This window comes from Allostreptomyces psammosilenae (genome assembly GCF_013407765.1).
GTDB classification, from domain to species: Bacteria; Actinomycetota; Actinomycetes; order Streptomycetales; family Streptomycetaceae; genus Allostreptomyces; species Allostreptomyces psammosilenae.
Genome location: NZ_JACBZD010000002.1, coordinates 115,013 through 139,178, shown reverse-complemented (window position 1 = coordinate 139,178; position 24,166 = coordinate 115,013). Strand labels below are relative to the sequence as shown.

The following is a 24,166-nucleotide window of genomic DNA, read 5'->3' as shown; positions in this document are numbered from 1 at the left end:
AGGGCAATGACGACAGGGCAATGCGGAAGGTAGGGAGTGGACGTGCTGCCTGTGGCACGTGAGACGGCGATCGCCGAGCTGTCGCGTCTGGTCAGGCGCCCGGAGGGCTCGGCCGTCGTCTACCTGACGGGCTCGCCGGGCGTCGGTCGCAGCACGCTGCTGAGCTGGCTCTTCCTCCACACCGACCGGCCGGAGCCGGCCAACGTCCCGCCCCCGGGCACCCCGGAGGACGTCCCGCCCCCGCCCGAGTTCCCCGAGCACACGCCCCCGCCCGGAAAGGTCTTCCACTGCGCCCTCGGTGCCCGGGGCCGGGGGCCCGACGGCCTGGCCGCCGCCATCGGCCAGGACCTCGGCCACGAGGTGACCACCGCCCGGGGCCTCCTCGGCGCCCTGGCCGCCGACCGCCGCCCCGTGGTGCTGGCCATCGGCGAGCTGGACGAGGCCGGCCCCACCGCCGCGCCCCACGTCGGCGAGGACGTGGTGCGTTCCCTGCTGGCACCGCTGGCCCGGCTGCCGCACGTGCGGATCGTCACCGAGGGCCCCCGCGAGTTCCTGCCGCTGTTCGACCCGCCGCCGGACGTCTTCGACGTGCTGGACCTCGACGACCCCGGCTGGACCAGCCCCCACGAGTTCGCCGAGCACGTCGCGGACCTCCTGGCCTCCGGCGAACGCGGCGCCGAGTGGGACGGCGCCTCCGCCGCCACCCGCCACCGCGCCGTCCGGGCCGTGGTCGACGCCGCCTTCCCCAACCCCCTGTTGGCCCGGCTGCTGACCCATCTCGTCCCACTCGCCGGCACCGCGCCGCCCGGGCGGGAGGAGACGGCGCGGGCGCTGCCGCGCACCCTCACCGATGCGCTCGCCGCCCACCTGCACCAGCTCACCGGCAACGTCCGCGACGCCACCGACATCCTGCTGGCCCTCGCCCTCTGCGGGCCCGACGGCGCCCACCACCGCCACCGCACCCTGGTCGTCCCCGCCGCGCTGAACGCCCGGATGAGCGCCGCCGACTGCGACGCCTGGCTCGGCCGGCTGCGCGACATGCTGCGGCGCGTGCCCAGCCGCCGCCCGCCACTGCCCGGCGAACCCGAGGACGCCGGACGCCTCCAGCTGCGCTACCCGTCCCTCATCGGCACCCTGCTCGCGACCCAGCCGGCACCGACCATCGCCGGCATGCGCACCCGCATGGTCTACGCCCTCGCCGGCACGGCACCCCTGCGCCCCGCCGCGCCGCCCCCCGCGCCGGCGGCGGACCCGGCTCCCGGCAGTGCCCCCGACTCCGCCGCCGAGGAGGCGACCGGCACGCGCCCGGCCGCCGCGCCACGGAACGCCACGCCGCCCCGCCCCGACTGGTTCGCGGCCGACCGGGAACTGCTGGACGCCCTGCCCGGCCTCGCCTCGGCCGCCGGCACCCTCGGCCCGCTGCTCGGCCACGCCGACCTGATCCTCGCCGCCGACCCGGTGCGCCTGCACGCGGCCGTCGAGACCTCCCGGGAGCCGCAGGCCGGGCGGCTGCTCCCGGTCGTCGCCTCGCTGCTGCCGCGCCCGTCGGGAGGGCCCCCGACCGCCGGCGACCGGGCGGCCCAACTCGCCGTGGCGGCCATGCAGGCGGGCCTTCCCGCGCTGGGCGCCCAGGTCAGGGAGCTGGTGGACGGGCTGCCGGTCACGGCGAGGTGGGCGTCCCACTGGCCGGCGGCCGACCTGCCGGAGGACGCCAGCGCGCCGCTGGACGCCGCCGGCGTCTTCACCTCCTCCACCCGCCGGTACGGCGGGCCGGCGGGGCAGGCCGGGGGCACCGCCGAGACGGTGGAGTTCGCCCTGCACGGTCCCGGGGCGGCGTTCGCGGTGGTGTGGTCACCGGGCGTGTCGTTCGCGGTGTACCCGGGCGCCGCCCCGCCCGCCGGAGGCGACGGCGCGGCGCCGCCGCTGTGGTCCGTTCCCGGCGGGGAGGTGGCGGCGTGCTGTCCCGGCGTGGTCGGGGGCGAGCTGGTCGTCGCCACGGCCGACCGGCGCGGGGTCGTCGCCACCCGGCGGGTGCGCGACGGCGCGGCCCTGCTGCCCCGGCTGGAACTCCCCGACGTGCCCGACGTGCTCGCGCTGCTGACCCTCGCCGGCTTCCCCGCCTGCGCCCACGCCGCCGGGCACCGGCTGACCGTGACCCGGCTGGGCGACGGACGCCGGCTGGCGACGGTGACCCTGGACGGCCGGATCCGCCACCTGGCCGTCGTCGGCGCGGAGGGCGCCGACCCGGGCACCGGGGACCGGGCCGGCGCCGGCGGTGACGAGGGCCACGACGGTGCCGGTGGCGCTGTCGGCGCCGGCGGTGGGCGGGAGGGCGGTGGCAGGGCGGGCGGAGGCGGTCGCGGCGGCGCCGTGAACGCGGCGACCCTGCTGGTCGGCACCACCACCGGCGTCGTGCTGCTCGACCTCCCCGCGCCGCTGCCGCTCCCACCGCCCCGGCGGAGCCCCTTCCCCGCGACCGCCCCGGGCCACGACCGGGCCCCCGGGCACGACCGGGCCCCGGGCCACGACCGGGCCCCGGGGAACGGCCCCGCCCCGGGGCACGACCGGGCCTCCGAGAGGGGCCGCCCCACTCGGCACGACGCCGGGGACGACCCCGCCGACAAGAAGTAACCCCAGGTCAGACCCCCGGGCGGAAGTTATCCACAGCCCCGAGAACGAGGGCTGCGCCCGCCCCACCCCGCATGGGATCCTGGAATCGGGGGGCCCACCCGGCCCCCTGGACGGCGTTGCGGGTGTGTCAGGTGCGAGTCGCGCCGGTCCACCTCGCCCGCCCCCCACACAGCCCGGGCGGTGGGGGGCGGACCGAGGCGCCCCGGGCGCCGCACGGCGGGACGGCGGAGTGTCCCGGCCGGGCGCCACGGCGCCGGTGGTGGCATCCCCGGACCCGACGGTCGGGCACCAGCCTGCCGGACGGGGCGGCGGAAGTCCTTGCCGCACGGTGCACACATCCTTGACGCCGCCTCCACGGTCGCCGCGCCCGTCAGCTCCGCTCCCCCTTCCGTTTCCCCGGAGTGGGTGTGGAGCCGTGCCCGGCGGTCCCCTGCCCCGCGGCCCCCTGCCCAGTGGCCCCGTGCACGTCGGGCGCCGGGGCGCGGTAGCGCCAGAAGTCGCGGAAGACGGCGGCGGTGAGCGCCATCGCCAGCACCGTCAGGGCCCCTCCCCCGCTGATGGCCCAGACGGTGCCGACGGCCGCCCCGGCCGTTCCGTGGGCGATGTCGGCCAGCCACGGGCCCCCGGCGCCCACGACGTGCATCGCGCCCTGCATCCGGCCCCGCATGTCGTCGGTGGAGGAGGCCTGGAGGATCGCCGTGCGGAAGGTGGTGAGGACGAACTCGGCGATCCCGCCGAACACCAGGAAGGCCACGGCGATCCACAGCGAGCGCGCCAGCCCGAACCCGACGACCGCCACGCCCCATCCGCACACCCCGAGCGTCACCATGACGCCGTGCCGGCGCACCCGCGTGTACGCCCCGGACAGCAGCCCGGACAGCACCGCGCCCGCGGGGATCGCCGCGTGCAGCAGGCCGAGGGCCAGGCCACCGCCGGGCGGGTCGCCGAAGGTCTCCCGGGCCACCTCCGGGAAGAGCGCCCTCGGCAGGCTGAACAGCATCGCGATGAGGTCGGCGAGGAGGGCCACCAGCAGGACGCGCTGCGTCGCCAGGTATCCGAACCCCGCGACGATCTGCCGCGGCCCCACCCGCCGGCGCGCCCCGCCCGCCCCACGTGCTTCACCAGCCCCACCAACACCAACAACCCCGCCAGCCCCGGCCGCTGAGCCGTCGGCGTCGGCACCGGTGACGGCACCGCCGCCGGTGGCCGGCAGCGGGGGCAGCGGCGGCAGCTTCGCCACGGCCCAGACCACCGCGCACAGCGCGACCGCGTCGACGAGGTAGAGCATCTCGACGCCGATCAGCGGCAGCAGGATCCCCGCGATCAGCGGTCCGACGATCGCGCCGAGCCAGCGCACCGTCGTCTCCAGGGCCACCGCCGCCGTGAGCTGGTCGGCCGGCACCAGGCGTGGGGTGGAGGCGCCGCGGGCCGGCGAGTTGGCGCCGAAGAACGCCTGCTGCGCCCCGACCAGGGCCAGCAGCACGGCCACCGAGTCCAGCCCGGCCGCGGCCTGGGCCCACAGCAGCAGTGAGACGAGCGCGATGCCGACGTTGGTCACCAGCAGCATCAGGCGGCGGTCCACCGCGTCGGCCAGTGCTCCGCCCCAGAGCGCGAAGACCACCAGCGGGCCGAGCGCCACCGCGCCGGACAGGCCGACGTAGGCGGAGGAGCCGGTGATGTCGTAGATCTGCAGCGGCACCGCGACGGCGGTGAAGGTGCTGCCCACCGCCGTGATGATCGAGGAGGTCCACAGCCGGCGGAACGGACGGATCCGCAGCGGCCGAGTGTCCATCATCACGCGCCTGGCCGGTGTCATCGGGCGAGCTCACACGCCGCCCCGCCGGCGCGTCAAGTCGTTTTCGCCCATCGCCCCGGCCGGCCACCGGCACCCCCGCGTGTGACCGGGCACTCACCGGTCCGCGCGCCGCCCGGCCTTGTTTTCACTGGTCATCACGGTATCCGCGTGGTTGAATCGGGCCGCGTGTGCCGTCCGCGCCGGGTGCGCCGGCATCGGCTTCGAGAGGGTTCGGCCCCGGACCGGCGACGCGGTACCTCCTGTCCCGGCTCCTCGGCCGTCCCCCTCACGCACACCTCATCCGCGGTTACCGACGCGGGTGTTGTCGTATCTGCCTGATTCCGTGTGAGCGAGCCGGTCCGCTACCGGCGAGCCATGGGATCCCTTGGGGAGGAAACGATTTTGGCAGCTCTGAAACGCCGCAGACCGGGACAGCACGGTCGCATATCGGTGTTGTTCTGCGCCAGCGTGGTGCTGGCCGCCTCCGGTGCGCTGGCCGTCGTCGGCCAGGAGCCGGCGGCGGCACGCCCGGCGACGGCGCCCGGCGGCCCGGCCGCGCCCGCCGCCGCGGCCACCCCCGCCGCCCCCGAGGTCGGCGTCCTGAACACCCTCGACCTCCTTCCCCCGCAGGCCGGCGGTCCGTCCGCCCCGGCAGAGGAGGAACTGCCGGAGCTGCCCGCGACGCGCACCGAGCCCTTCCGGCTGGTGGCGGTCACGTGGGACGACCCGGCCGCGCCGCCCCAGGCGCCGGTGCAGGTGCGCACCCGGGACGCGGCCACCGGCACCTGGACGCCGTGGCGCGAGCTGGGGGTCTCCCCGGTCGCGCAGGGCGCCGACCCGTCGGAGAGCCCGGAGGGCCGGCTGCGCGGCGGAACGGACCCGCTGTGGGTGGACGTCTCCGACGGCGTGCAGGTCCGACTGGCGGACAGCACCGAACCGGAGCAGGACGGGGCGCTGGTCGTGCCCGAGGGCCTGCGGGTCGACCTCATCGGCGCCGAGCCGGCCGCCGGCTCCACGGCCCTCAACTCCACGGCCACGGGCCTCAACTCCGCGGCCACCTCCACGGTCGCCGCCAGCTCGGTCTCCACGGCCGCGACCACCGTGCCGCAGCCGGCCGTGATCAGCCGCGCCGGCTGGGGTGCCACCGCGCCGACGGAGCCGTCCGACATCGGCACCAGCATCAAGGCGGTCTTCGTCCACCACACGGCGGAGACCAACGACTACACCTGCGCGCAGTCCCCGCAGATCGTCCGGGACATCCAGACGTACCACATGAGCAGCCTCGGCTGGCGCGACCTGGGCTACAACTTCCTGGTCGACAAGTGCGGCACGATCTTCGAGGGCCGCTCCGGCGGCATCGACCAGCCGGTGATCGCCGCGCACACCCTCGGCTTCAACACCGACACCACCGGCATCTCCGTGCTCGGTGAGTACACCTCGACCGCCCCGTCCCAGGCCGCGCAGGACTCGGTCGCGCACCTGGCGGCGTGGAAGCTCGCGCTGTACGGCGTCGACGCGACCGGCCAGACCGTGCTGACCGCCGGCGCCGACAACGGCAAGTACACCACCGGCCAGCAGGTGACGTTCCACAACATCTCCGGCCACCGCGACGGCTTCGCCACCGAGTGCCCGGGCACCGCCTTCTACAACCGGCTGCCGGCCCTGCGCACCGAGGCCCGGGCCATCCAGACCGCTCCGGTGGCGCCGGCCCAGCCGCGCGCCAACGACATGAACGGCGACGGCATCGGCGACCTCGTCGCCATCGACACCTCCGGCCGGCTGCGGCTGTACACGGGCTACGGGGACGGCCGGGTGTCCGGCCCGGTCACCATCGGCACGGCCGGCTGGACCGGGGCGAAGATCAGCCACCGCGGCGACTACACCGGTGACGGCATCGAGGACCTCGTCGCCCGGGTCGGCACGACCGCGTACGTCTACCCGGGCAACGGCGACGGCACGGTGGGCAGCCGCATCGTGATGAACGGCGTGGGCAGCGCCTGGGCCAACGCCGCGCAGATCGTCTCGGTGGGCGACCTCACCGGCGACGCCTACCCGGACGTGGTGGTCGAGGACGGCGGGCGGCTGCTGCTGTTCGCCGGCGACCCGGTGAACAAGCCGGGCGTCAAGCCGGGCGTGCAGATCGGCATCGGCTGGGCCCCCTACACCATCTTCGCGCCGGGTGACACCAACGGCGACGGCCTGCCGGACCTGCTCGCCCGCAACACCAACGACGGCCGGATGTGGCTGTACAACGGCACGATCAGCCAGAACTTCGGCAACGGCGCCCGCACCCTCTACGGCAGCGCGGGCTGGACCAGCAGCAACCGCCCGCTGCTGGCCTCCGCCGCCGACGCGGACCGCAACGGCACGGCGGACATCTACGCCACCACGCGCGAGGGCACTGGCACCCTGCTGTTCTACCGCGGCGGCACGGACGCGAACGGCAACCCGATCGACGGCCCGTCGACGCTGGTCGGCAACGGCGGCTGGAACGGCATCGCGTTCATCAGCTAGCGGACGGCACACCCGACCGGCGCGCGCAGCCCTCGGCGGGTGACGCCACGACCGACCGTGCCCGTGGGGGGAGCGTGTGCTCCCGCCACGGGCACGGTGCCGTTCCGGGGCCGGGCGGGCGGGTCCGCCGGGGGGCGCGGCGCTAGGGGCGTACGTGCGGGTGGCGCTCGGCCGGGGCGAGGACCCTCGCCAGCAGGAAGATCAGCAGCCCGGCCAGGACCACGATCGCCGTTCCGACGCGCAGCCCGACCCGGTCGCCGACGAACCCCACGAGTGGCGGGGCGGCCAGGAAACCCACCCGGGCCAGCCAGGAGACCACCGCGATGCCGTCCCCGCTGCGCACCCCCGGGATGCTGCCCGCGGCGTGCATGGCCGCCGGGAAGAGGGTGGCCGCGCCCAGGCCGGCCAGGCCGAAGGCGAGGATGACGGCGGGCGCCAGCTCGGTCAGCAGCGCCAGCCCCACCGGCACGGCGATGAGCAGGCCACCCCACCGGGCCACCCGCACCGGGCCGTAGACGTCGGTGACCCGGTCGCCGGTGAACCGGCCGATCGTCATCGCCGCCTGGAAGGCCACGTAGGCCAGGCCGGCGACGGCGGCCGGGACGGCGTAGTCGTCCTGGAGCAGCGCCGAGCCCCAGGAGGCGGGGGTGTCCTCCACGACGGAGGTCATCACCAGCACCAGTCCCAGCAGGAGCAGCGCCGGCAGGGCGGCGCGCAGTCCCGCCCGGGCGCCCGCGGCAGCGGCGGCGGCCCCGCCGGCCGCCGGGCGCTCGGCGTCACGGGCCGCCGGCCGGTCGGCGTCGTCGGCGCCCGGCAGCAGCAGGGGCCAGGCCACCACGGCCAGCACCGCCAGCAGCACGCCGACGGCCGCCGTGTGGACGCGCAGCGTCAGGCCGAGGCCGGCGGCCAGCGTGCCGAGCACCCCGCCGGTCACCGCACCGACGCTCCACACGCCGTGGAAGCTGTTCAGGATCGAGCGCCCGTAGCCCCGCTGCACGCGCAGGCCGTGGGCGTTCATGGCGGCGTCCATGACGGCGTCCAGCACGCCCAGCAGGAACAGGCAGCCGGCCAGCATCCACCAACGGTCGGCCAGGCCGATCAGCGGCACGACCACGCCGAAGCCCACCGCGCACAGCGTGGCCAGCCGGCCGCTGCCGATCAGCGCCCCGAGGACGCCGGCGGACAGGCCGGCGAGCAGGGCGCCGACCGGCATGGTGGCGATCGCGCTGCCCAGGGCCGTGTTGGACAGGCTCAGCGCGTCGCGGATCTCCGGGAGCCGGGGCACCACGTTGGCGTAGGCGATGGCGTTGGCGAAGAAGAGGATGACGACGGCGGCGCGGGCCCGGCGCAGTCGCGCGTCGGGGCGGGGGCGCCCGGCGCCGGTGGCCCTGGCGGAGGGGGGCGTCGGCCGGGACGGGGCGCCGGCGTCCGCCCGCCCGGCGTCCCGGCCGTCCCGGCCGTTCGGGCCGTTCGGGCCGTTCGGGCCGTTCGGGCCGTTCGGGCCGTTCGGGCCTTCTGCGTCGGAGGCGTTCACGGCGTTCAACCTAGGGGATCCGGGCCGGTCCCGGGTGGGAAAACCCCGGGTCGGCGGCGCCGTAGCGGTCCGGCAGCAGCAGGGGCGCGGCGGCGCCGACCAGGCCGGCGTCCTGGCCGAGAGCCGCCGGGTGGACGGTCACGCGCCGTAAGAATCCGAGGCCGCCGAACTCGCGCATGCCGGCTTCCAGGGCGTCGAAGAGGACCGCTCCGGCCTGCGCCACCCCGCCGCCGACGACGATGCGATCGAGGTCGCACACGGCGCACACGGAGGTGAAAGCGGCGCCCAGGGCGCGTCCGGCGCGGGTGAAGACCGCCCGTGCGACCGGATCGCCGGCGCGCGCCGCCGCCGCGACGTCCCCGGCGGTGGGCCCGACGGCGGGGTCGGCGACCGGTCCGCGCCAGCCGGATTCGTGGGCGAGGGTGACGACGGCGGTGCCGCTGGCGAACAGTTCCAGACAACCTCGGCTGCCGCAGGGGCAGGGTGGCCCGTCGACCTCGGTGACGATGTGTCCGACGTGGCCGGCGTTGCCGGTGGGCCCCACCCGGGGACGGCCGCCCAGGATCAGTCCGCCGCCGACTCCGGTCGAGACGACGCACCCGAGCATGTTGTGCACCCGCTGCCCGGCCCCGGCCCAGTGCTCCCCGATGGCGGTGCAGACGCCGTCGCCGACCAGGCTGACCGGGAGGCGCCGGCCCGGGAGGAGGGCGCCGGCGCGCGAGCGGATCGGGAAGTCCCGCCAGGCGGGGATCATCACGGGGCTGATGGTGCCGGCCACCGGGTCCAGTGGACCGGCGGAGCCGATGCCGACGCCGCGCACACCGCCGCCCGGGCCGCCCGGCGACCCACCGTCCGCCCCACCCGCCTCGGCCGCCTCGGCCGCCTCGGCCGCGTCCAGCAGCGGCCGGGCCGCGTGGGCGACCGCGGCCCAGGCGGCCTCGGGGTCGTCGACCCGCGGGGTGGGTATCCGGGTGCGCAGCCGTGGCGTGGCGGTGGCGTCGACCAGGGCGAGGGCGATCTTCGTGCCGCCGATGTCGATCGCCAGCACGGGGCGGGGGTCCTCGGCGGGTCGCGCGGGGCCCGGCGCGTGGGCGGGGTCGGGAACGTGTGGCATGACGGGCTCCCTGTGGTTGGGGTGGTGGGGGTGGTGCGGGTGGTTGGTGTGATGGGTGTGGTGCGCGGCGCGCCGGGGGGCGGTGGCCGAGCCGGCTCGGCCACCGCCGGAACACCGGGGCGGTCTACAGGTAGAGGACCCGGCAGCGCAGGCTGCCGACCAGCCGGCCGCAGCGCAGCGCGGCCCGGGCCAGCCAGGCGGCGCGCCGCTCGGCCGCGCGCAGCGGGTCGGCGGCGTGGGAGAGCAGCCACCACCACTCGGCGCGGACGGTGCGCGGCGGTGAGGCGGGCATGCCGGCGGCGCGGAACGCCCGGTAGAGCACGGGATGGGACCTGCCGTAGCGGTAGGACTGCCGCACGGCGCCGCGCAGCGTGGGGCGGAGCTGGTAGTGCACGACGGCGTCCGGGGCAAAGCCGAGGGCGTCGCCGGCGAGCTGGGCGCGCCAGAAGAACTCGACGTCGTCGCAGCCGTAGGTGTAGCTCTCGTCGAAGCCGCCGAGCCGGGCCCACAGCTCGGCGCGGACACCGCAGTTGGCGCCCAGCGGGTAGGGCAGGAAGTCGAAGGTGCGGGAGAGTTCGGCCCGGGGTTTGGGCGGGCGGGCGGCGAGGGCCACCGGGCCGTTGAGGCTCACCCGTTCCAGGGCGCCGCCCACCGCCGGCGCGTGGCGCAGGGCGCGCGCCATCGCGTCGATCCAGCCGGGGGTGACGACGTCGTCGGCGTCGCAGAACAGGAACAGTTCCCCCCGGGCGTGCCGGCAGCCCGTGTTCCGGGCGCGGTTGACGCCGGGTGGGCCGGGGGCCCGCACCAGGCGCAGCCCGGGCATGTGCGGCAGGCGGGCGGCGACGACGGCGGGGGTGGCGTCGCGCGAGCCGTTGTCGACGACGATGACCTCCCACGGCCCGGCGTAGCGCTGCCGGGCGAGGGCGTCGAGCTGGCGGCCGAGGGTGGCGGCCGCGTCGCGCGCCGGGACGACGACGGACACGAACGGGAGCGGCTCGGGCCGCGTCCCCGGGGTTCGCCGCCCGGCGTCGTCCCCGCTCATCGTGCCACCCCGTCCTCCCCGCGCATGGTGCTCGCCCGTCGCCCCCGCACGTCGCCCCCGCACGTTGTCCCCGGCTCGTTGTCCCCGGCTCGTCGTCCGCGGCCGGCCCGTGGTCAGCTCCCGCTGACCGGCGCCACCGGCTCGACGGGGCCGGGCGCGACGGTCTCCACCGCAGCGACGACGGCCGCGGTGTCCCGGAGGTCGGAGAGGACCACGTCGGCGCCGGCCGCGCGCAGCGCCTCGGCCGTGGTGCCGCCGGTGGCGACGCCGATGACCCGCGCCCCGCCGTCCCTGCCGGCCCGCACGTCGCGGGTGGTGTCGCCGATCAGCACGGTGTTCTCCCGGCCGAAGGCCGCGCCGTAGCGGGCCCGGGCCCGGGTCTGGGCGACGGGGACCAGGTGGGAGCGGACGGTGGCGTCCGAGCCGTAGCCGCCCGCCTCGAAGTCCACGTAGGCGTGCAGGTCGAAGGTGCGCAGCTTCAGGTCGGCGTTGGGCCGCAGGTTGCCGGTCAGCAGCGACTGCACCACGTCGGGCCGTGCGTGCAGCGCGGTGAGCGCGTCGACGGCGCCGGGCAGCACCCGGCCGTGTTCGCGCAGCTCCGCCGTGGCGGCGCGCAGCGCGTGCACGACGGCCGCCGCGACCTCCTCCTCGGTGACCCCGGTGACGCCGTGGCGGTCGAGCAGGTCGCGCATGATCTCCAGTTCGGTGCGGCCGTCGGTCTCGACGGCGGCCACCGGCGGCCGGCCGGTCAGCAGGGCGAAGGCCCGTGGGTACACGGACGGGCCGGCGGGTCCGCTGACCATCAGCGTGTGGTCGATGTCCCACAGCACCAGCGTCCGGGGCCGGTCGGCGGTCGGCGTGCTGCTCGGGGGCGTACTCGTCACGGCCATCTCCTCATGCGGGCTCGGCTGCCTCTGCCTGTCCACCAGTCACCAGTCACCGGTCATCACTGACACACACCACCACGCCCACGCCGCGGCACCACGGGACCACCACCGCGGGCACCGCCGCGTCGGCGGCCCGGGGGCCGCGTGCGGCTCACCCGCCCGGCACCGGCACCGGCGGCGGCACCGGCGGCAGCCGGTAGGGGCCGCGGCCGCAGAGGCAGGCGGCACCGCGCCCCGCGGCCAGGGCCAGCGCCTCGGCCGGCCCGACGCGGGTGCCGAGGGCGTACGCCAGGGCGGCGGCGAAGGTGTCGCCCACGCCGTAGCTGTCCACCGGTGGTCCGGGCGGCGGCACCGCCGGGTAGCGCCCGGCGGGTCCGCCGGCTCGGGAGTACCGGCCGCCGCGCCCGCCGTCGGTGACGACCAGCAGGTCGGGCGGGCGGGGCAGCAGCGTCGGGTCGTAGCGCTCGGCCGGGTCCTCGCCGCTGCCGACCAGGGCGTCCACCCGGACCCCGGCCGCGGCGACGGTGGCCAGCTCCCTGGTGGTCGCCACCAGCACCGGCGCGCGGCGGGCCGTCCGCAGCACCCCGACGTCCCCGGCGACGAAGTGGACCGCGTCGTACCCCGCGAGGGTGTCCCAGGGCAGCGGGTCGTCGGTGGCGGGTTGCAGGCGGGGGCCGAGGGTCGTGGTGGTGCGTTCCCCGGTGTCGTCCACCAGGCTGACGGCGCCCCGGGTGGGCCCGTCCCGCTTGGCTGCCAGCACCCGGACGCCGAGCGATCCGAGCAGTTCCCGGGTGCGCGCGCCGGAGCGGTCGTCGCCGAGGGCGGTGAAGAAGGTGCACTCCCCGGCCAGCGCGGCGAGCTGCACCGCGGCGACGGCGCCGCCGCCGGCCGGGCCCTCCCAGGCGATGTCGGCGTGGATCACCTCGCCGCGCCGCGGGACGTGCTCGGCCCGGGCGATGGTGGTCCACTCGACGTGCCCGACGACCGCGACCCGCGTCGTTCCGTTGCCCATGGGAAACCCCCTCCCGACCCGACCTCCGGCCCGACTTCCGACCCGACTCCCGGCCCGCCCTGCGGCCGTGTCCGGCGCCTCGTCCCGGCGGGCTCGCCGGGGCCCGGCCCACCGCCGTACGGCACCCGCGTCGCGCGACCGTCACCGCCGCGCTCCACGGGGTGGCACGCGGGCGTGGCGCAGCCGTCCTCACGCTGCGCCACGGAAAGTCCCATGAGTGTTACACGCAGGCGCGCCGGCCAGGAAGACACGGGCTTCCCGACAAAACACCCAATCACGGCGAATCGCCGCCCGGCCGGGCGGTTTGGCTCAATCCAGCGCGTGGTGGTGTGCTCACTGCGGGGAGCGGGCAGCGTTGTCGCCGGACGGCCCGGATGCGAGCCGACGCGCGCCCCGTGACCCGCGCACCGCGGACGGCGAACCGCGAACCACGAACCGCGCACCGCGGACGTGAACCGCGAACCGTGAACCGCGAGAACCACACGCGTCACATGAGCCGCACGGGCAACACGAGTCAGCACCGACGCACGAGTCGGCCCGGGGCGGCGAACGGACGGCGAACGGACGGCGAACGGATCGGACAGCGAGGGAGACGAGCGATGACCGTGGTACCGACAGGGGACGCACGCGCGTCGGAGGGCGGGGACGTCGCCGACGTCCTGAACCACTACTACTACCCGCCGGACCGGTTACGCGTCGTCCGCGGCGAGGGGATCTACCTCTACGACGCGGACGGCCGGCGCTACCTGGACTGCGCCTCGGGGACGTTCAACCTCACGCTGGGTTACTCCCACCCCGAGATCGTCGAGACGATCCGCGCCCAGGCGTCCGACCTCATCCACGTGACCTCCAAGTTCCAGTCCGGCCCGGTGAACGCCCTGGTCAGCCGGCTGGCCGAGATCGCCCCGGCGGGGCTGACCCGGGTGCACCTGAAGTCGGCCAGCGGCTCGGACGCCAACGAGAGCGCCATCAAGATCGCCCAGCACCACACCGGCAACCCGGACGTCATCACGCTCTTCCGCGGCCACCTCGGCCAGACCATGGGCATGATCAACGCCTCCGGCGCCGCCTTCCGCCGCGCCCCGTTCCCCGTCCAGCTGCCCGGCGTGGTGCACGTCCCCGACCCGTACTGCCTGCGCTGCTTCTACAAGCAGGAGCGCGCCACCTGCGGGCTGCTGTGCGTGGAACGGATCCACGACTTCATCGACTACGCCAGCTCCGGGCGGGTGGCGGCCGTCGTGCTCGAACCGATCTCCGGCAACGGCGGCAACATCCTGCCGCCCGAGGGCTACCTCCAGGCGCTGCGCGAGCTGTGCGACGAGCGCGGCATCCTGCTGGTCTTCGACGAGATCCAGACCGGCTTCGGCCGCACCGGCCACATGTTCGCCTCCGACACCTTCGGCGTCAGCCCGCACATGCTGACCTTCGGCAAGGGCCTCGGCGGCTCCGGCATGCCGATCGCCGGCATCCTCACCGAGGAGCGGCTCACCGGCCTCGCCGGCCACCACATCAACGCCACCTTCGGAGGAAACGTTCTTGCCGCCTCCGCCGCGGTGAAGACCATCGAGATCATCAGCCGCCCCGGCTTCCTGGAGAACGTCCGCACGGTCGGCGCCCACGTCATGGCGCGGCTGCGCGAGATGGCCGCGAAGGTCCCGTTCCTCGGCGACGTCCGCGGCGCCGGGCTGATGATCGGCGTCGAGATCGTCGACGCCGAGGGCCGGCCGGACCCCCGGCTCACCAACCACCTCGCCGAACTCGGCGTGGAGCACGGGCTGCTGCTGCGCACCTCGCTCTACGGCTTCGGCAACGTCCTGAAGGTCCGCCCGGCGCTGATCATGACCCTCGCGGAGGCCGACGAGATGTGCGACCTGCTGGAACGCCTCTTCTGGGCGGCGGCCTCGTGAGGGCGCTGGTGCAGGGCCTGGCCGAGCGGATCTGGCAGGTCGTCCACGAGGCGCGCGGCGGCGCCGGCCACCACACCGTGTCCGGCCGCTACGTGGACGGCACCACGCTCGGCGGCGACGCGGAGTTCCCGGTGGACGTCCTCGCCGAACGCGCCACCTGGGACTACCTGCGCGAACGCGGCGAGACCGTCGCGGTCTACACCGAGAGCGAGGGCCTGCGGGTGATCGGCGACGACCCGCGCCACCTGCTGGTGGTCGACCCCATCGACGGCACCCGCGGAGCCGCCGCCGACCTGGAGATGGCCTGCGTCTCGATCGCCGCCGCCCGGTTCACCGCCTCGCCCACCATCGGCGACATCGAGTACGCGATCCTCAAGGAGGTCAAGACCGGGCACTGGATGTACGCCGACGCCGACGGCACCGGCATCGAGACCGGCGGATACACCGGCCCACCGCTGCCCCGCCTCGGCACCACCGAGGACCCGGAACGGATGTTCTGGTCGCTGGAGTTCAACGGCCACCCGGCCCGGCTGATGATCGACGCCTACGGCCACCTGATCGACGCCTCCGCCAACCGCGGCGGCGTGTACGTCTTCAACAGCGCCTCCTTCTCCATCTCCCGGATCATCACCGGGCAGATGGACGCCTACGTCGACATCGGCAACCGGCTGCTGCGCGACCACCCGGAGACCGAGGCGGACTTCCGCCGGGTCGGCCACGGCAGCGTGCTGCACCTGTTCCCCTACGACATCGCGGCCAGCGTCTACCTGGCCGAGCGGGCCGGGGTCGTCATCACGGACGCCTACGGCGACTCGCTGCACGACACCCTGCTGCTGGACATCGGGCCGGCCAACCAGCGCTCCTGCGTCGCCGCCTGCACGCCCAAGCTGCACCAGGCCCTGCTCTCCCAGATCCGCTGGTGACCGGCGGCCGACCGGCACCCCGACGAGCGAGGAGGAGCCCCGACCGATGGACACCCCGGCCGACGCCCACACCGCCGAACCCCACACCACCGCCGACGCCCACGCCGCCCCGCAGCCGCCGGACGCCGTCCTCGGCACCCACGACGCCGCCGAACGCGACGCCCTGACGGCCGCCGCCGCCCACCTCGGCCTGGAGATCGGCACGGAGATCCTGGACGGCGGCTCCCCCGCCCGGGTGCACCGGGCACGCGCCGCCGACGGCACGGAGGTCGTGGTCAAGGTGCTGGCCGCCCGGCCCGGCGCCGTCGACGGCCACGACCTGGACTCCTTCCGCGGCAAGCTCCGGCAGCTCCAGCACATCCGGCACCGGGCGCCCCGCCTCGGCGCCCGCTACCTGCCCGTGCTGCACAGCGCGGAGGGGGCCGGCTGGGCCGCCTACACCACGCCCCACTACCCCTCCCAGGACCTCGCCGCCTGCCTGCGGCAGGGCCCCGGCGACACCGAAGCCTTCCTCGCCCGGCACGACGCCGTGGCCACCGACCTCTTCCTGCACGGCTACGGCGGGGACGGCGGGCGGCTCGCCGCGCCCGGACGGCACCTGGCCGACGTGCACATCGGCCGGTTCCTGCGCCGCCTGCCGGTACTCCAGGCCAGCCTGCCGGAGGTCGGGCACGCGGAGGAACTCGTGGTCAACGGCGTCCCCTGCCGGGCCCCCGGCCCGCTGCTGCGCCACCTGCTGAACACCGAGGGCGACCTGCTGGACCGCCTCGGGCCCACCCGCCTCGGCTTCCCCGCCCACGGCGACGCCAACATCCGCAACGTCCTCACGGCGACGGCCGGCGACGCCCCCGGCGACTTCCGGATCATCGACCCGCGCGGCTCGACCGAGCCGTGGGATCCCGTCTACGACCTCGCCAAGACCCTGTTCAGCCTCACCGTGTGGGACCCCATGCTGCGCCTCGGCATCGAGGCGCACCGCTCGGCGGGCGGCGGCTCCGGGCGGCGCGCCGAGTACACGGTCCGCTTCCGGCACCCCGTCTACCCGGGCTACCGGGCGGCGGCCCACCGCTTCCTGCCGCACCTCCAGGCCGGCGAGCTGCCCGGCGCCCTCTTCGCGGACGACCCGCGCTGGCGGGACCGGCTGCTGCTCACCCACGACCTGCACGTGCTGGCGGAGGCGCCCTGCCGGCTGTCCGACCGCAAGCCGAAGCCGAACGTGGACGGGCGGGACTCGCCACCGGAGGAACTGGCGCTCGGCCACTACCTGCTGGGGACGCTGCTGATCAACGACCTGGTGGGGCAGTTGACCGGCCGCGCCGAACCGGACGCCGACCGGCACCTCGCCCTGGTCACCGGCGGCCCGCCGCCCCGGTGAGCCGCCCACCAGGCGCCCACGCGCCCAGACACGCGCCCCGCCCCCGCCAGCGTCCCGGGCACCACGGGCCTCACCCTTCGCACCAGGCCCAGGACTCACACCAGGCCCCAGGGATCACACCGGCCCCAGGGCAGGCGTGACCCGAGGACCTCGGTGGGCCCCCCTGATTCCACACTCCCAGATGGAACGGTGCGGGCGGCAGTCCCCATTCGCCGCCTGTGGACAACTCGGCGTCAGCCCCGGTCACAGCGGTTGCTCCGGCGCCCGTCCCGTGCACCGCTCCCGGCCGACGCTCCCATCGGGTCAGTGCCGTTCGCCCCGCCGCATGTCGGCCAGGGCGGTTTCAAGATCAGGGCCGAGGAGGCCGTGGTGGAGACTGCGCAGCACCAACCGCGCCGGGCGGCGGGGAGTGGCGGGCGCGTCGGCCGCGCGTGCCGGGATCACCCGGGTGGGCAGCCGCAGCGCGTCCCGGATCCGGGACATCAGGGCGAACCGGGTGACCACCTCGGCGCCGCCGTAGTGCAGCACGCCGCTGGCGTCCCACAGCCGTTCCAGCGCCGGTGCCAGGCTCGGCAGGTACACCGGCGCGCACACCACGTCGACCTGTGCCGGGGTGGTGGGCGCGGCGAAGCGGGCCATGAACCGGTCGGAGAACGGGCTGCGGCCGTACACCAGCGGGATCCGCACCACCAGGTGCTCCCCGGCCGCCTCCAGCAGGACGTCCTCGGCGGCGCACTTGGTCCGCCCGTAGACGTTCAGCGGCGCGCGCAGGTCCGGCTCGACGTAGAACTCCCGGGTGCCGTCGAAGACGTTGTCGCTGGAGAGCAGCAGCAGTTTGGTGCCGGTGCCGCGCACGGCCGACAGCAGCACCTCGACGGAGCGCACGTTCAGCGCCTGGGCCAGGGCGGGATCGGCCTCCGCCGCGGCGAGGTCGACCAGGCCGGCCGCGTGCACCACCAGGTCGAAGCCCTGGCCGGCCAGTTCGCGCAGTCCCCACTCGTCGCGCAGGTCCAGCCGCACCAGCCCGGGCACGCACCGGGCGGCGCGCGTCCCCACCACGTCGTGCCGGGCGGACAGGTCGCGGTACAGCCCGCCGCCGACGTAGCCGGAGGCCCCCAGTAACAGCACCCTCATCCGCGGGCCCTCCCTGCTCCACCGCGACCCACCGTGACCCACCCCCAACTATCCCCTCGGGTGGCCGGCCCGGTAAGGCCGGATACCCGCCACCGCGGGAGAAGGCCCGTCACCGCGTGACAGGGCCCGCCGACGTGAGAAGGCCCGCCAACCTGAGAAGGAGAGTGCGCCCATGGACGACCGGATCGGCATGCCCGCCCTGGTGATCGGCTCCGGGACCCGGGCCGGGACCGGCTCGGCCGCCACGCTCGGCGGGGCCGCGCCGGAGCTGGTCGTCCGGCCCGTTCCCCGGCCGCTGGGACCGGACGACGTGCTGGTGCGGGTCGCCGCCACCGGCGTCTGCGGCACGGACCGCGGCATCGTGCTCGGGGAGTTCCCCGCCCTGCCCGGGGTGGTCCTCGGCCACGAGGCGGCGGGCGAGGTCGCCGCCACCGGCGCCGCCGTGAGCTCGGTGCGGCGGGGCGAGCGGGTGGTCGTGAACCCGACGTACTTCTGCGGGCGGTGCCGGCCGTGCCGCCGGAACCTGGCGGCGCACTGCGTGGCCAAGGAGGGCCGGGAGGTCGGGGTGGACCGCGACGGCACGATGGCCGGGTACGTCGTCGTCCCGGAACGCTTCGCGCATCCGCTGCCCGCCGGGGTGTCCTACCGGCGGGCGGCCCTGGTGGAGCCGCTGGCCTGCGTGCTGAACAACCTGACCGCCGCGGCGCCGCGCTGGGACGACCGGGTGCTGGTGGTCGGGGCGGGGCCGATCGGCTCGCTGTGCGCGATGGTGCTGGCGGTGCGCGGGGCGCGGGTCAGCGTGGCCGAGCGGGACGCCGGCCGGCTGGCGCTCGCCCGGGAGCTGCTGCCGTCCGCGGTGGGGGTGCTCGCGGTGGGTGCGGACGGGCTGGCGGCCGTGCCGGAGCTGCGGCGCGCGGCGCCGGACGTGATCGTCGACACCACGGGGCTGCTGCTCGGGGAGGCGATGAGCGTGGTGGCCACCGGCGGCACGGTGGTCGTGATGGGCGAGCGGGAGCCGGCCACCGCCCGGATCGCGCTGCGGCCCCTGGTCACCCGGGGAGTTCGGGTGGTGGGCGCCGGCCCGTACCCGCCGCACCTGTTCGAGGCGGCGCTCGACCTCGCCCCGGGCCTTCCGCTGGAGTCCCTGGTGACACACGCGCTGCCGCTGGAGCGCTACCCCGATGCCTTCGCCCTGCTCGGTGCGCCCCTCCCGCCGGCCGGCCGGGGCGGGGACGCCGACGCGAAAGCGGGCGGGGGCAGGGACGCGGGCGCGGCCCCGGTAGCCGGCGGCTACGCGGCGATGAAGGTGCTCCTGGTCTCCGATCCGGCCCTCATGGCCGGCTCCGGCGGGTGACCGGCGGCCCGCGCGCCCGGTCGTCGGCGCCGGCGGCGGGGCGGACGGCGCAGCGGACGGCGGGGGCGCAGCGGACGGCGGGGGCGGAGCGGACGGCGGGAGGGCTCGCCGTCCGCTCGGCCCCGTCACGCGGCGGGAGGCCCGCCGGCTACCGGTGGTCGAACCAGGCCATCGCGGCGGTCGCGCGGTCGTTGTAGCCGAACAGCGCCTGGTTCTCCCAGGCGTTCCCGGAGGAGGGATCGGCCGGGTCCCAGCCGTTGCCGGTCACGGCCGTCCAGGTCGGCTCCCAGTAGAAGACGCCCAGCCCGCGGCCGTTCGGCACCGCCTCCACCACGTTCATCACGTCCCGCAGGTTGGCGGCCTGCCCGGCCTGGGTCGCCGGGTAGCCGGGGACCAGCTGGTCGGAGGTGCCGACGATGTTCCCCAGCGAGTCGTCGTTGGCGAGGGTGAAGGCGTACGCCGTCTCGGCCACGAAGACCGGCTTGCCGTACCGGGCCGCCAGCCCGTCCAGGGTGGTCTGGAGGTCGTTCAGCGCGCCGTGCCAGTAGCCGTAGTACGACACCCCGATGGCATCGAAGGGCACGCCCCGGGAGGTGGCCTGGTCGAAGAAGGTCCGCGCCCCCTCGTAGTCGCCGCCCTCCGCGAGGTGCAGGGCGACCCGTGTCGAGGGGTTCACCGCCTTCACCGCGTTGGCGCCGGACGTGAGCATGGCGGCCAGGTTGCCCCAGTTGGCGGTGGATCCCTCCGGCCACAGCATCCCGCCGTTGATCTCGTTGCCCACCTGCACCATGTCCGCAGTGGTGCCCTGTGCCTTGAGGGCGTTGAGCACGTCGTGGGTGTGGTTGTAGACGGCGGTGCTCAGCTGCCCGGCCGTGTATCCGGACCAGGCGGCGGGCTTGGTCTGCTGGCCCGGATCCGCCCAGCGGTCGGAGTAGTGGAAGTCCACCAGCAGGCCCATGCCGAGCGCCTTGATCCGCTTGGCCATGGCGAGGACCTGCGTCTTGTTGTTGTAGCCGTCGGCCGGGTCGACCCACACCTTCAGCCGGGCGTAGTTCATGCCGGCGGAGTTCAGGATGGTGAGCGCGTCGCCGGCGGCACCACCCGCGTAGCGGTAGACGCCGCCGAGGTCCTCGCTCTTCTTCAGCGAGGAGACGTCGCCGCCGGTGATGGCCAGGCCGGTCGCGCCCGGGGTGAAGGAGATGTCGTCGACGTTGATCCAGTTCCCCGCGTTGGCGTCGGAGACGATGCTGATCGTGCACTGGTTGCTGGTCACCCGGACGGAGGTGACCAGGCGCACCCAGGCGCCGTTGGGGGTCGGCGGCAGGTCGGTGCGCTGCTCGGCGCTGCCGCAGTTGCGCAGCGCCAGGTAGGCGGCGTTCTGCCCGCCGCTGGACCGCACCCAGGCGGTCAGCGTGTGGGAGCCGTTGGTCAGGCCGTCCAGGTACTGGTACGTCTCGACGGCGTAGGCGCGGGAGGCCCAGTGGGTGAGCCGGTAGGAGCCGGAGCGGCCGCCCGCCTCGGTGAAGGAGGCGCCGGCGTGGCCGCCGGCGGAGTAGGTGCTCCAGCCGCTGGGGGTGGCGGTGCCGGTGCCGTCGGCCTCAAAGCCGGTGTTGACCGGGGTGCTGGCCGCGTGGGCGGTGCTCGGCGGGGCGACGAGCGCGGCGGCGCCGACCAGCAGGGCCGTCGCCGCGCGGGCGAGCAGGCGGCGGACACCGCCCGGCCGGGGGTGCGGGGATGCGTGTCGCATGGGTCGTGTCCTCTTCGACAATGCGGGGCCCACAGCAGCCGGTTCGCCGCCCGAAACGGACCCTCGGTTGGGAACGTGCACACCTGGGCATGGCCGTGTTGCAGCAAGAGAACCGCACCTGATGGGACATGACAACCCCGGGGAGCCCATTTCCCTGGGAACGTGCACAGACCAGGAGGCCGCCGGGGCGCCGTACTCGGCCGGGAGCCCACACGCCAGGCCGGGACGCCACGCCCACCCAGGGCGTGGCGTCCCTCCGCCGCGGCGGCGGTGCGGGCAGGCGGGCTCAGATGCCGTGACGGCGCTCGCCGGCCACCCGCTCGCAGACCTCGGCCTCCACCTCGGGCGAGAAGCCGTGGGAGGGGCCGTGGGAGGGGCCGGCCGCCACCGGCGCGCGCCGGGCGGCGAGGGCCAGCCGCTCGTCCTCGGCCAGCAGATCGGCGTTGATCGCCCCCGCGGCCCGCAGCCCGCCGGCCGCCGCCACCACGACCTGGGCGGTCAGGTCGGCGGCGTTGCCGGCCACCCACACGCCGGGGACGCTGGTCGCTCCGGCGGGATCGGCGACGACGTGGTCCCCCACCACCCAGCCGTCCATCACCCGCTCGGTGGTCTCCACGCCCAGGCCGGCGAGCAGGCCGGCCCGGGCGGTGCCGCGCGTGGCGACCACCAGCGCCCGGCACGGGACGACCCGGCCGCCGGCCAGCCGCACGCCGCTGAGCCGGCCGGCCGCGTCCCCGGCCGAAGTCGTCTCCAGCCCCGCCACCCGGCCGTCCACGACGGCGATCCCGCGGGCGGCCAACCGCTCGTACTGCTCGTCGTCGGGCTCCACGGTGTCGTGCAGGAAGAGCGTCACCCGCTCGCTCCACTGCCGCCACAGCAGCGCCTGGTGCACCGCCAGCGGGCCGGTGGCCAGGACGCCGATGGGCTGGTCGCGGACCTCCCACCCGTGGCAGTAGGGGCAGTGCAGCACGTCGCGCCCCCACAGTTCGGCCAACCCGGGCACGTCCGGGAGCTCGTCGACCAGTCCGGTGGTCACCAGCAGCCGCCGGGCCGCGACGGCGGAGCCGTCCTCCAGCACCACCCGGAAGTCCCCGCCCTCCGGGCGCTCCACCGAGACGACGCGCCCGGCGACGACCTCGCCGCCGTACCCGGACACCTCGGCCCGCCCCACGGCCACCAGCTCCGCCGGCGGCACGCCGTCCAGGCCCAGGTAGTTGTGGACCCCCTCGGCCGGCGCGTTGCGCGGCTCACCCGAGTCGATCACCAGCACCGAACGCCGCGCCCGGGCCAGCGTCAGCCCGGCGCTCAGGCCGGCGGCTCCCCCGCCGACCACCACCACGTCGTACCGCCCGCTCCGGGCCTGCCCACCAGGCCGCGCGGTCCGGGCCCGCTCTCCGGGCCGTGCCGTCCGCGCCGCGGTCCTCGCCGTCGTCATGCGAACCACCTCCGAGTCAGATGGTTCGCCGACCTCCGCACTGTTGGCAAACATTCTTGCCGAGGTGGCAAACTGGTGGGGTGACCGACAACCCGACCGACGACCTGACCCCCGTCCTGACCGCCGTGGGGCCCCGGCTGCGCGCGCTGCGCCGGCAGCGCGGCACCACGCTGACGCAGCTCGCCGAGACCACCGGCATCTCGGTGAGCACGCTCTCCCGGCTGGAGTCCGGCCAGCGCCGCCCCACCCTGGAACTGCTGCTCCCACTGGCCCGGGCGCACCGGGTGCCGCTGGACGAGCTGGTGGGCGCGCCGCCCACCGGCGACCCGCGGGTCCATCCGCGGCCGTTCACCCGGCACGGCCGCACGTTCGTGCCGCTGACCCGCCACCTCGGCGGAATGCACGCCTTCAAGCTGGTCATCCCCGGCGGCTCCGGCGACGAGCCGCTGGAGCCGCGGGTGCACGAGGGCTACGAGTGGCTGTACGTCCTGGCCGGCCGGCTGCGGCTGGTGCTGGGCGAGCACGACCTGGTGCTGACCGCGGGCGAGGCGGCCGAGTTCGACACCCGCACCCCGCACGCGTTCTGCAGCGCCGGGCCGGACCCGGTGGAGGTGCTGAGCCTCTTCGGCGAGCAGGGGGAACGCATGCACGTCCGCGCCCGCCCCTCCTCGAAGTGACCGCGGCGAGGGGGCCGGCGGGCCCGCGCCGATCGATCCAGCCGGCCGCCGGCGCCTAGCGGACGCTCCGACTGGGCCTGTCCTCCCCCTCCGGATCGGCGCGCCCGGCACCCTCCCCCCACGCCCGGCCCGCCGTCCCACTCGGGCCGCCGCCCGCCCGCCCGCGCCGACGCCGCTCGCGGCGCCCCACGCCACCTCCCTCGCTGCGCCCCACGCCACGTCCCACGCCGCGCCCATCCCGGTACCGCCGGACGAGGCGGGCCACCGCCGCCACCGCCGGCCCGGCGAGCACGGCCACCACGATGATCAGCCAGCCCGTGCCGCCGCCGTCCTGGTAGGTGGCGCGGGCAGTGGTGCCCACGCCGACGTAGACCAGCGACCAGACGACCGAGGAGGCCGCCGACCAGCCGACGAAGCGCCGGAACGGCATGCGCACCGTGCCCGCGACGACCGGCGCCAGCGCCTGCACCACCGGGAGGAAGCGGATGCTCACCAGCGTCCAGGCGCGACCGGCCCAGAACGCCTCCGCCCGCCGCCACTGCTCCTCGCTCAGCCGGCGCCCCAGCCGGCTCCGGCGGATCCCGGGCCCGAACCGGCGGCCGATCCGGTAGCCGGCGACCTCCCCGAGCAGCGAGCCGGCCGCGGTCGCGGCGACCAGCGCGAGGTAGTTCCCCGGGCCGGCCACCGTCGTGCCGGCGAGCACCACCACGGCGTCCGCCGGGACGAAGACCCCCACGAGCACCGTGGTCTCCAGGGCCATGAAGAGGGCGGCGACGCATAACACCAGGTGCGGGCTGAGCTGGCCCACCGCCTCGACGACGGAGCCGACGACGTCGTTCACCACGCGGCCCCGAGGCGCGCCGTGCCGGATTCGGCGAGTGTCATGCCGGAAACGCTGCCCGTTCGGCCGCGCCCACCACCATCCGGGGAGCACCCCATTCGCCCCCGAGTCCGGCCCGGGATCCCCCGCAGGGCTCCCCGGCGCCGACCCCGACTCCACCACCTCCGCCCCGGACTCCGGCTCCACGCCGGCGCCCCGTCAGGCGGTCCACCAGGCGGTCCGGGCTCCCCCTTGCGCCTACATA

The 24,166-nt window shown here is 76.0% G+C and carries 17 protein-coding genes; 7 read left to right on the top strand and 10 right to left on the bottom strand.

Features of this window, described 5'->3' with window-relative positions; genetic code table 11:
* Positions 1 to 42 precede the first annotated feature (42 nt).
* On the top strand, positions 43 to 2,631 hold the full coding sequence (locus FHU37_RS22920; protein ID WP_179816580.1) for an ATP-binding protein: 2,589 nt from the start codon (positions 43 to 45) through the stop codon (positions 2,629 to 2,631).
* 370 nt (positions 2,632 to 3,001) lie between these two features.
* Here the strand turns inward: FHU37_RS22920 and FHU37_RS22915 are convergent, their stop codons facing one another.
* The gene (locus tag FHU37_RS22915) at positions 3,002 to 4,426 is read right to left on the bottom strand and encodes an MFS transporter (protein WP_179816579.1); all 1,425 of its coding nucleotides are present in this window, start codon (positions 4,424 to 4,426) and stop codon (positions 3,002 to 3,004) included.
* A gap of 453 nt (positions 4,427 to 4,879) precedes the next feature.
* On the opposite strand from FHU37_RS22915, the gene FHU37_RS22910 reads away from it, so the two are divergent.
* Positions 4,880 to 6,940 (top strand): FG-GAP-like repeat-containing protein, encoded by a 2,061-nt coding sequence (locus tag FHU37_RS22910; RefSeq protein ID WP_179816578.1) that lies wholly within the window; start codon positions 4,880 to 4,882, stop codon positions 6,938 to 6,940.
* Positions 6,941 to 7,082: 142 nt separating this feature from the next.
* On the opposite strand, the gene FHU37_RS29420 is transcribed toward FHU37_RS22910, so the two are convergent.
* From FHU37_RS29420 to FHU37_RS22885, 5 genes are all read right to left on the bottom strand, one after another.
* Positions 7,083 to 8,474 (bottom strand): MFS transporter, encoded by a 1,392-nt coding sequence (locus FHU37_RS29420; RefSeq protein ID WP_218904765.1) that lies wholly within the window; start codon positions 8,472 to 8,474, stop codon positions 7,083 to 7,085.
* 10 nt (positions 8,475 to 8,484) lie between these two features.
* On the bottom strand, positions 8,485 to 9,588 hold the full coding sequence (locus FHU37_RS22900; RefSeq protein WP_179816577.1) for an ROK family protein: 1,104 nt from the start codon (positions 9,586 to 9,588) through the stop codon (positions 8,485 to 8,487).
* Between the two features lie 124 nt (positions 9,589 to 9,712).
* Positions 9,713 to 10,630 carry a glycosyltransferase family 2 protein gene (locus FHU37_RS22895; RefSeq protein WP_246451237.1) on the bottom strand — a complete coding sequence of 306 codons (918 nt, stop codon included), beginning with the start codon at positions 10,628 to 10,630 and terminating at the stop codon, positions 9,713 to 9,715.
* A gap of 113 nt (positions 10,631 to 10,743) precedes the next feature.
* Entirely contained in the window at positions 10,744 to 11,514 is a 771-nt protein-coding gene (locus tag FHU37_RS22890) for an HAD hydrolase-like protein (protein ID WP_179816575.1), read from the bottom strand.
* 154 nt (positions 11,515 to 11,668) lie between these two features.
* Complete coding sequence (locus FHU37_RS22885) at positions 11,669 to 12,529, bottom strand: PfkB family carbohydrate kinase (protein WP_179816574.1); 861 nt, start codon at positions 12,527 to 12,529, stop codon at positions 11,669 to 11,671.
* Between the two features lie 599 nt (positions 12,530 to 13,128).
* Between FHU37_RS22885 and FHU37_RS22880 the strand changes: the two genes are divergently transcribed.
* The 3 genes from FHU37_RS22880 to FHU37_RS22870 are packed head-to-tail and all read left to right on the top strand — an operon-like array spanning position 13,129 to position 16,734.
* The gene (locus tag FHU37_RS22880) at positions 13,129 to 14,436 is read left to right on the top strand and encodes an aspartate aminotransferase family protein (protein WP_179816573.1); all 1,308 of its coding nucleotides are present in this window, start codon (positions 13,129 to 13,131) and stop codon (positions 14,434 to 14,436) included.
* Entirely contained in the window at positions 14,433 to 15,359 is a 927-nt protein-coding gene (locus FHU37_RS22875; protein ID WP_312892809.1) for an inositol monophosphatase family protein, read from the top strand. Before FHU37_RS22880 ends, FHU37_RS22875 begins: the two co-directional genes overlap by 4 nt.
* Positions 15,360 to 15,405: 46 nt before the next feature.
* Positions 15,406 to 16,734 (top strand): hypothetical protein, encoded by a 1,329-nt coding sequence (locus tag FHU37_RS22870; protein ID WP_179816572.1) that lies wholly within the window; start codon positions 15,406 to 15,408, stop codon positions 16,732 to 16,734.
* A 303-nt stretch (positions 16,735 to 17,037) separates the two neighbouring features.
* Here FHU37_RS22870 and FHU37_RS22865 read toward each other — a convergent pair whose 3' ends face one another.
* Complete coding sequence (locus FHU37_RS22865) at positions 17,038 to 17,868, bottom strand: SDR family oxidoreductase (protein WP_179816571.1); 831 nt, start codon at positions 17,866 to 17,868, stop codon at positions 17,038 to 17,040.
* Positions 17,869 to 18,040: 172 nt separating this feature from the next.
* Between FHU37_RS22865 and FHU37_RS22860 the strand changes: the two genes are divergently transcribed.
* Positions 18,041 to 19,222 (top strand): zinc-dependent alcohol dehydrogenase, encoded by a 1,182-nt coding sequence (locus FHU37_RS22860; protein ID WP_179816570.1) that lies wholly within the window; start codon positions 18,041 to 18,043, stop codon positions 19,220 to 19,222.
* A gap of 148 nt (positions 19,223 to 19,370) precedes the next feature.
* On the opposite strand, the gene FHU37_RS22855 is transcribed toward FHU37_RS22860, so the two are convergent.
* Positions 19,371 to 20,969 carry a glycoside hydrolase family 53 protein gene (locus FHU37_RS22855; protein WP_179816569.1) on the bottom strand — a complete coding sequence of 533 codons (1,599 nt, stop codon included), beginning with the start codon at positions 20,967 to 20,969 and terminating at the stop codon, positions 19,371 to 19,373.
* A gap of 286 nt (positions 20,970 to 21,255) precedes the next feature.
* Entirely contained in the window at positions 21,256 to 22,404 is a 1,149-nt protein-coding gene (locus FHU37_RS22850; RefSeq protein WP_179816568.1) for an NAD(P)/FAD-dependent oxidoreductase, read from the bottom strand.
* A gap of 80 nt (positions 22,405 to 22,484) precedes the next feature.
* Here FHU37_RS22850 and FHU37_RS22845 point away from each other — a divergent pair, with 80 nt between their 5' ends.
* Positions 22,485 to 23,081: a helix-turn-helix domain-containing protein gene (locus FHU37_RS22845; protein WP_312892808.1), complete on the top strand. Its 597-nt coding sequence runs from the start codon at positions 22,485 to 22,487 to the stop codon at positions 23,079 to 23,081.
* Positions 23,082 to 23,136: 55 nt separating this feature from the next.
* Here the strand turns inward: FHU37_RS22845 and FHU37_RS22840 are convergent, their stop codons facing one another.
* Positions 23,137 to 23,922, bottom strand: a complete 786-nt coding sequence (locus FHU37_RS22840; RefSeq protein ID WP_179816566.1) for a DedA family protein — start codon at positions 23,920 to 23,922, stop codon at positions 23,137 to 23,139.
* Between the last annotated feature and the right edge of the window lie 244 nt (positions 23,923 to 24,166).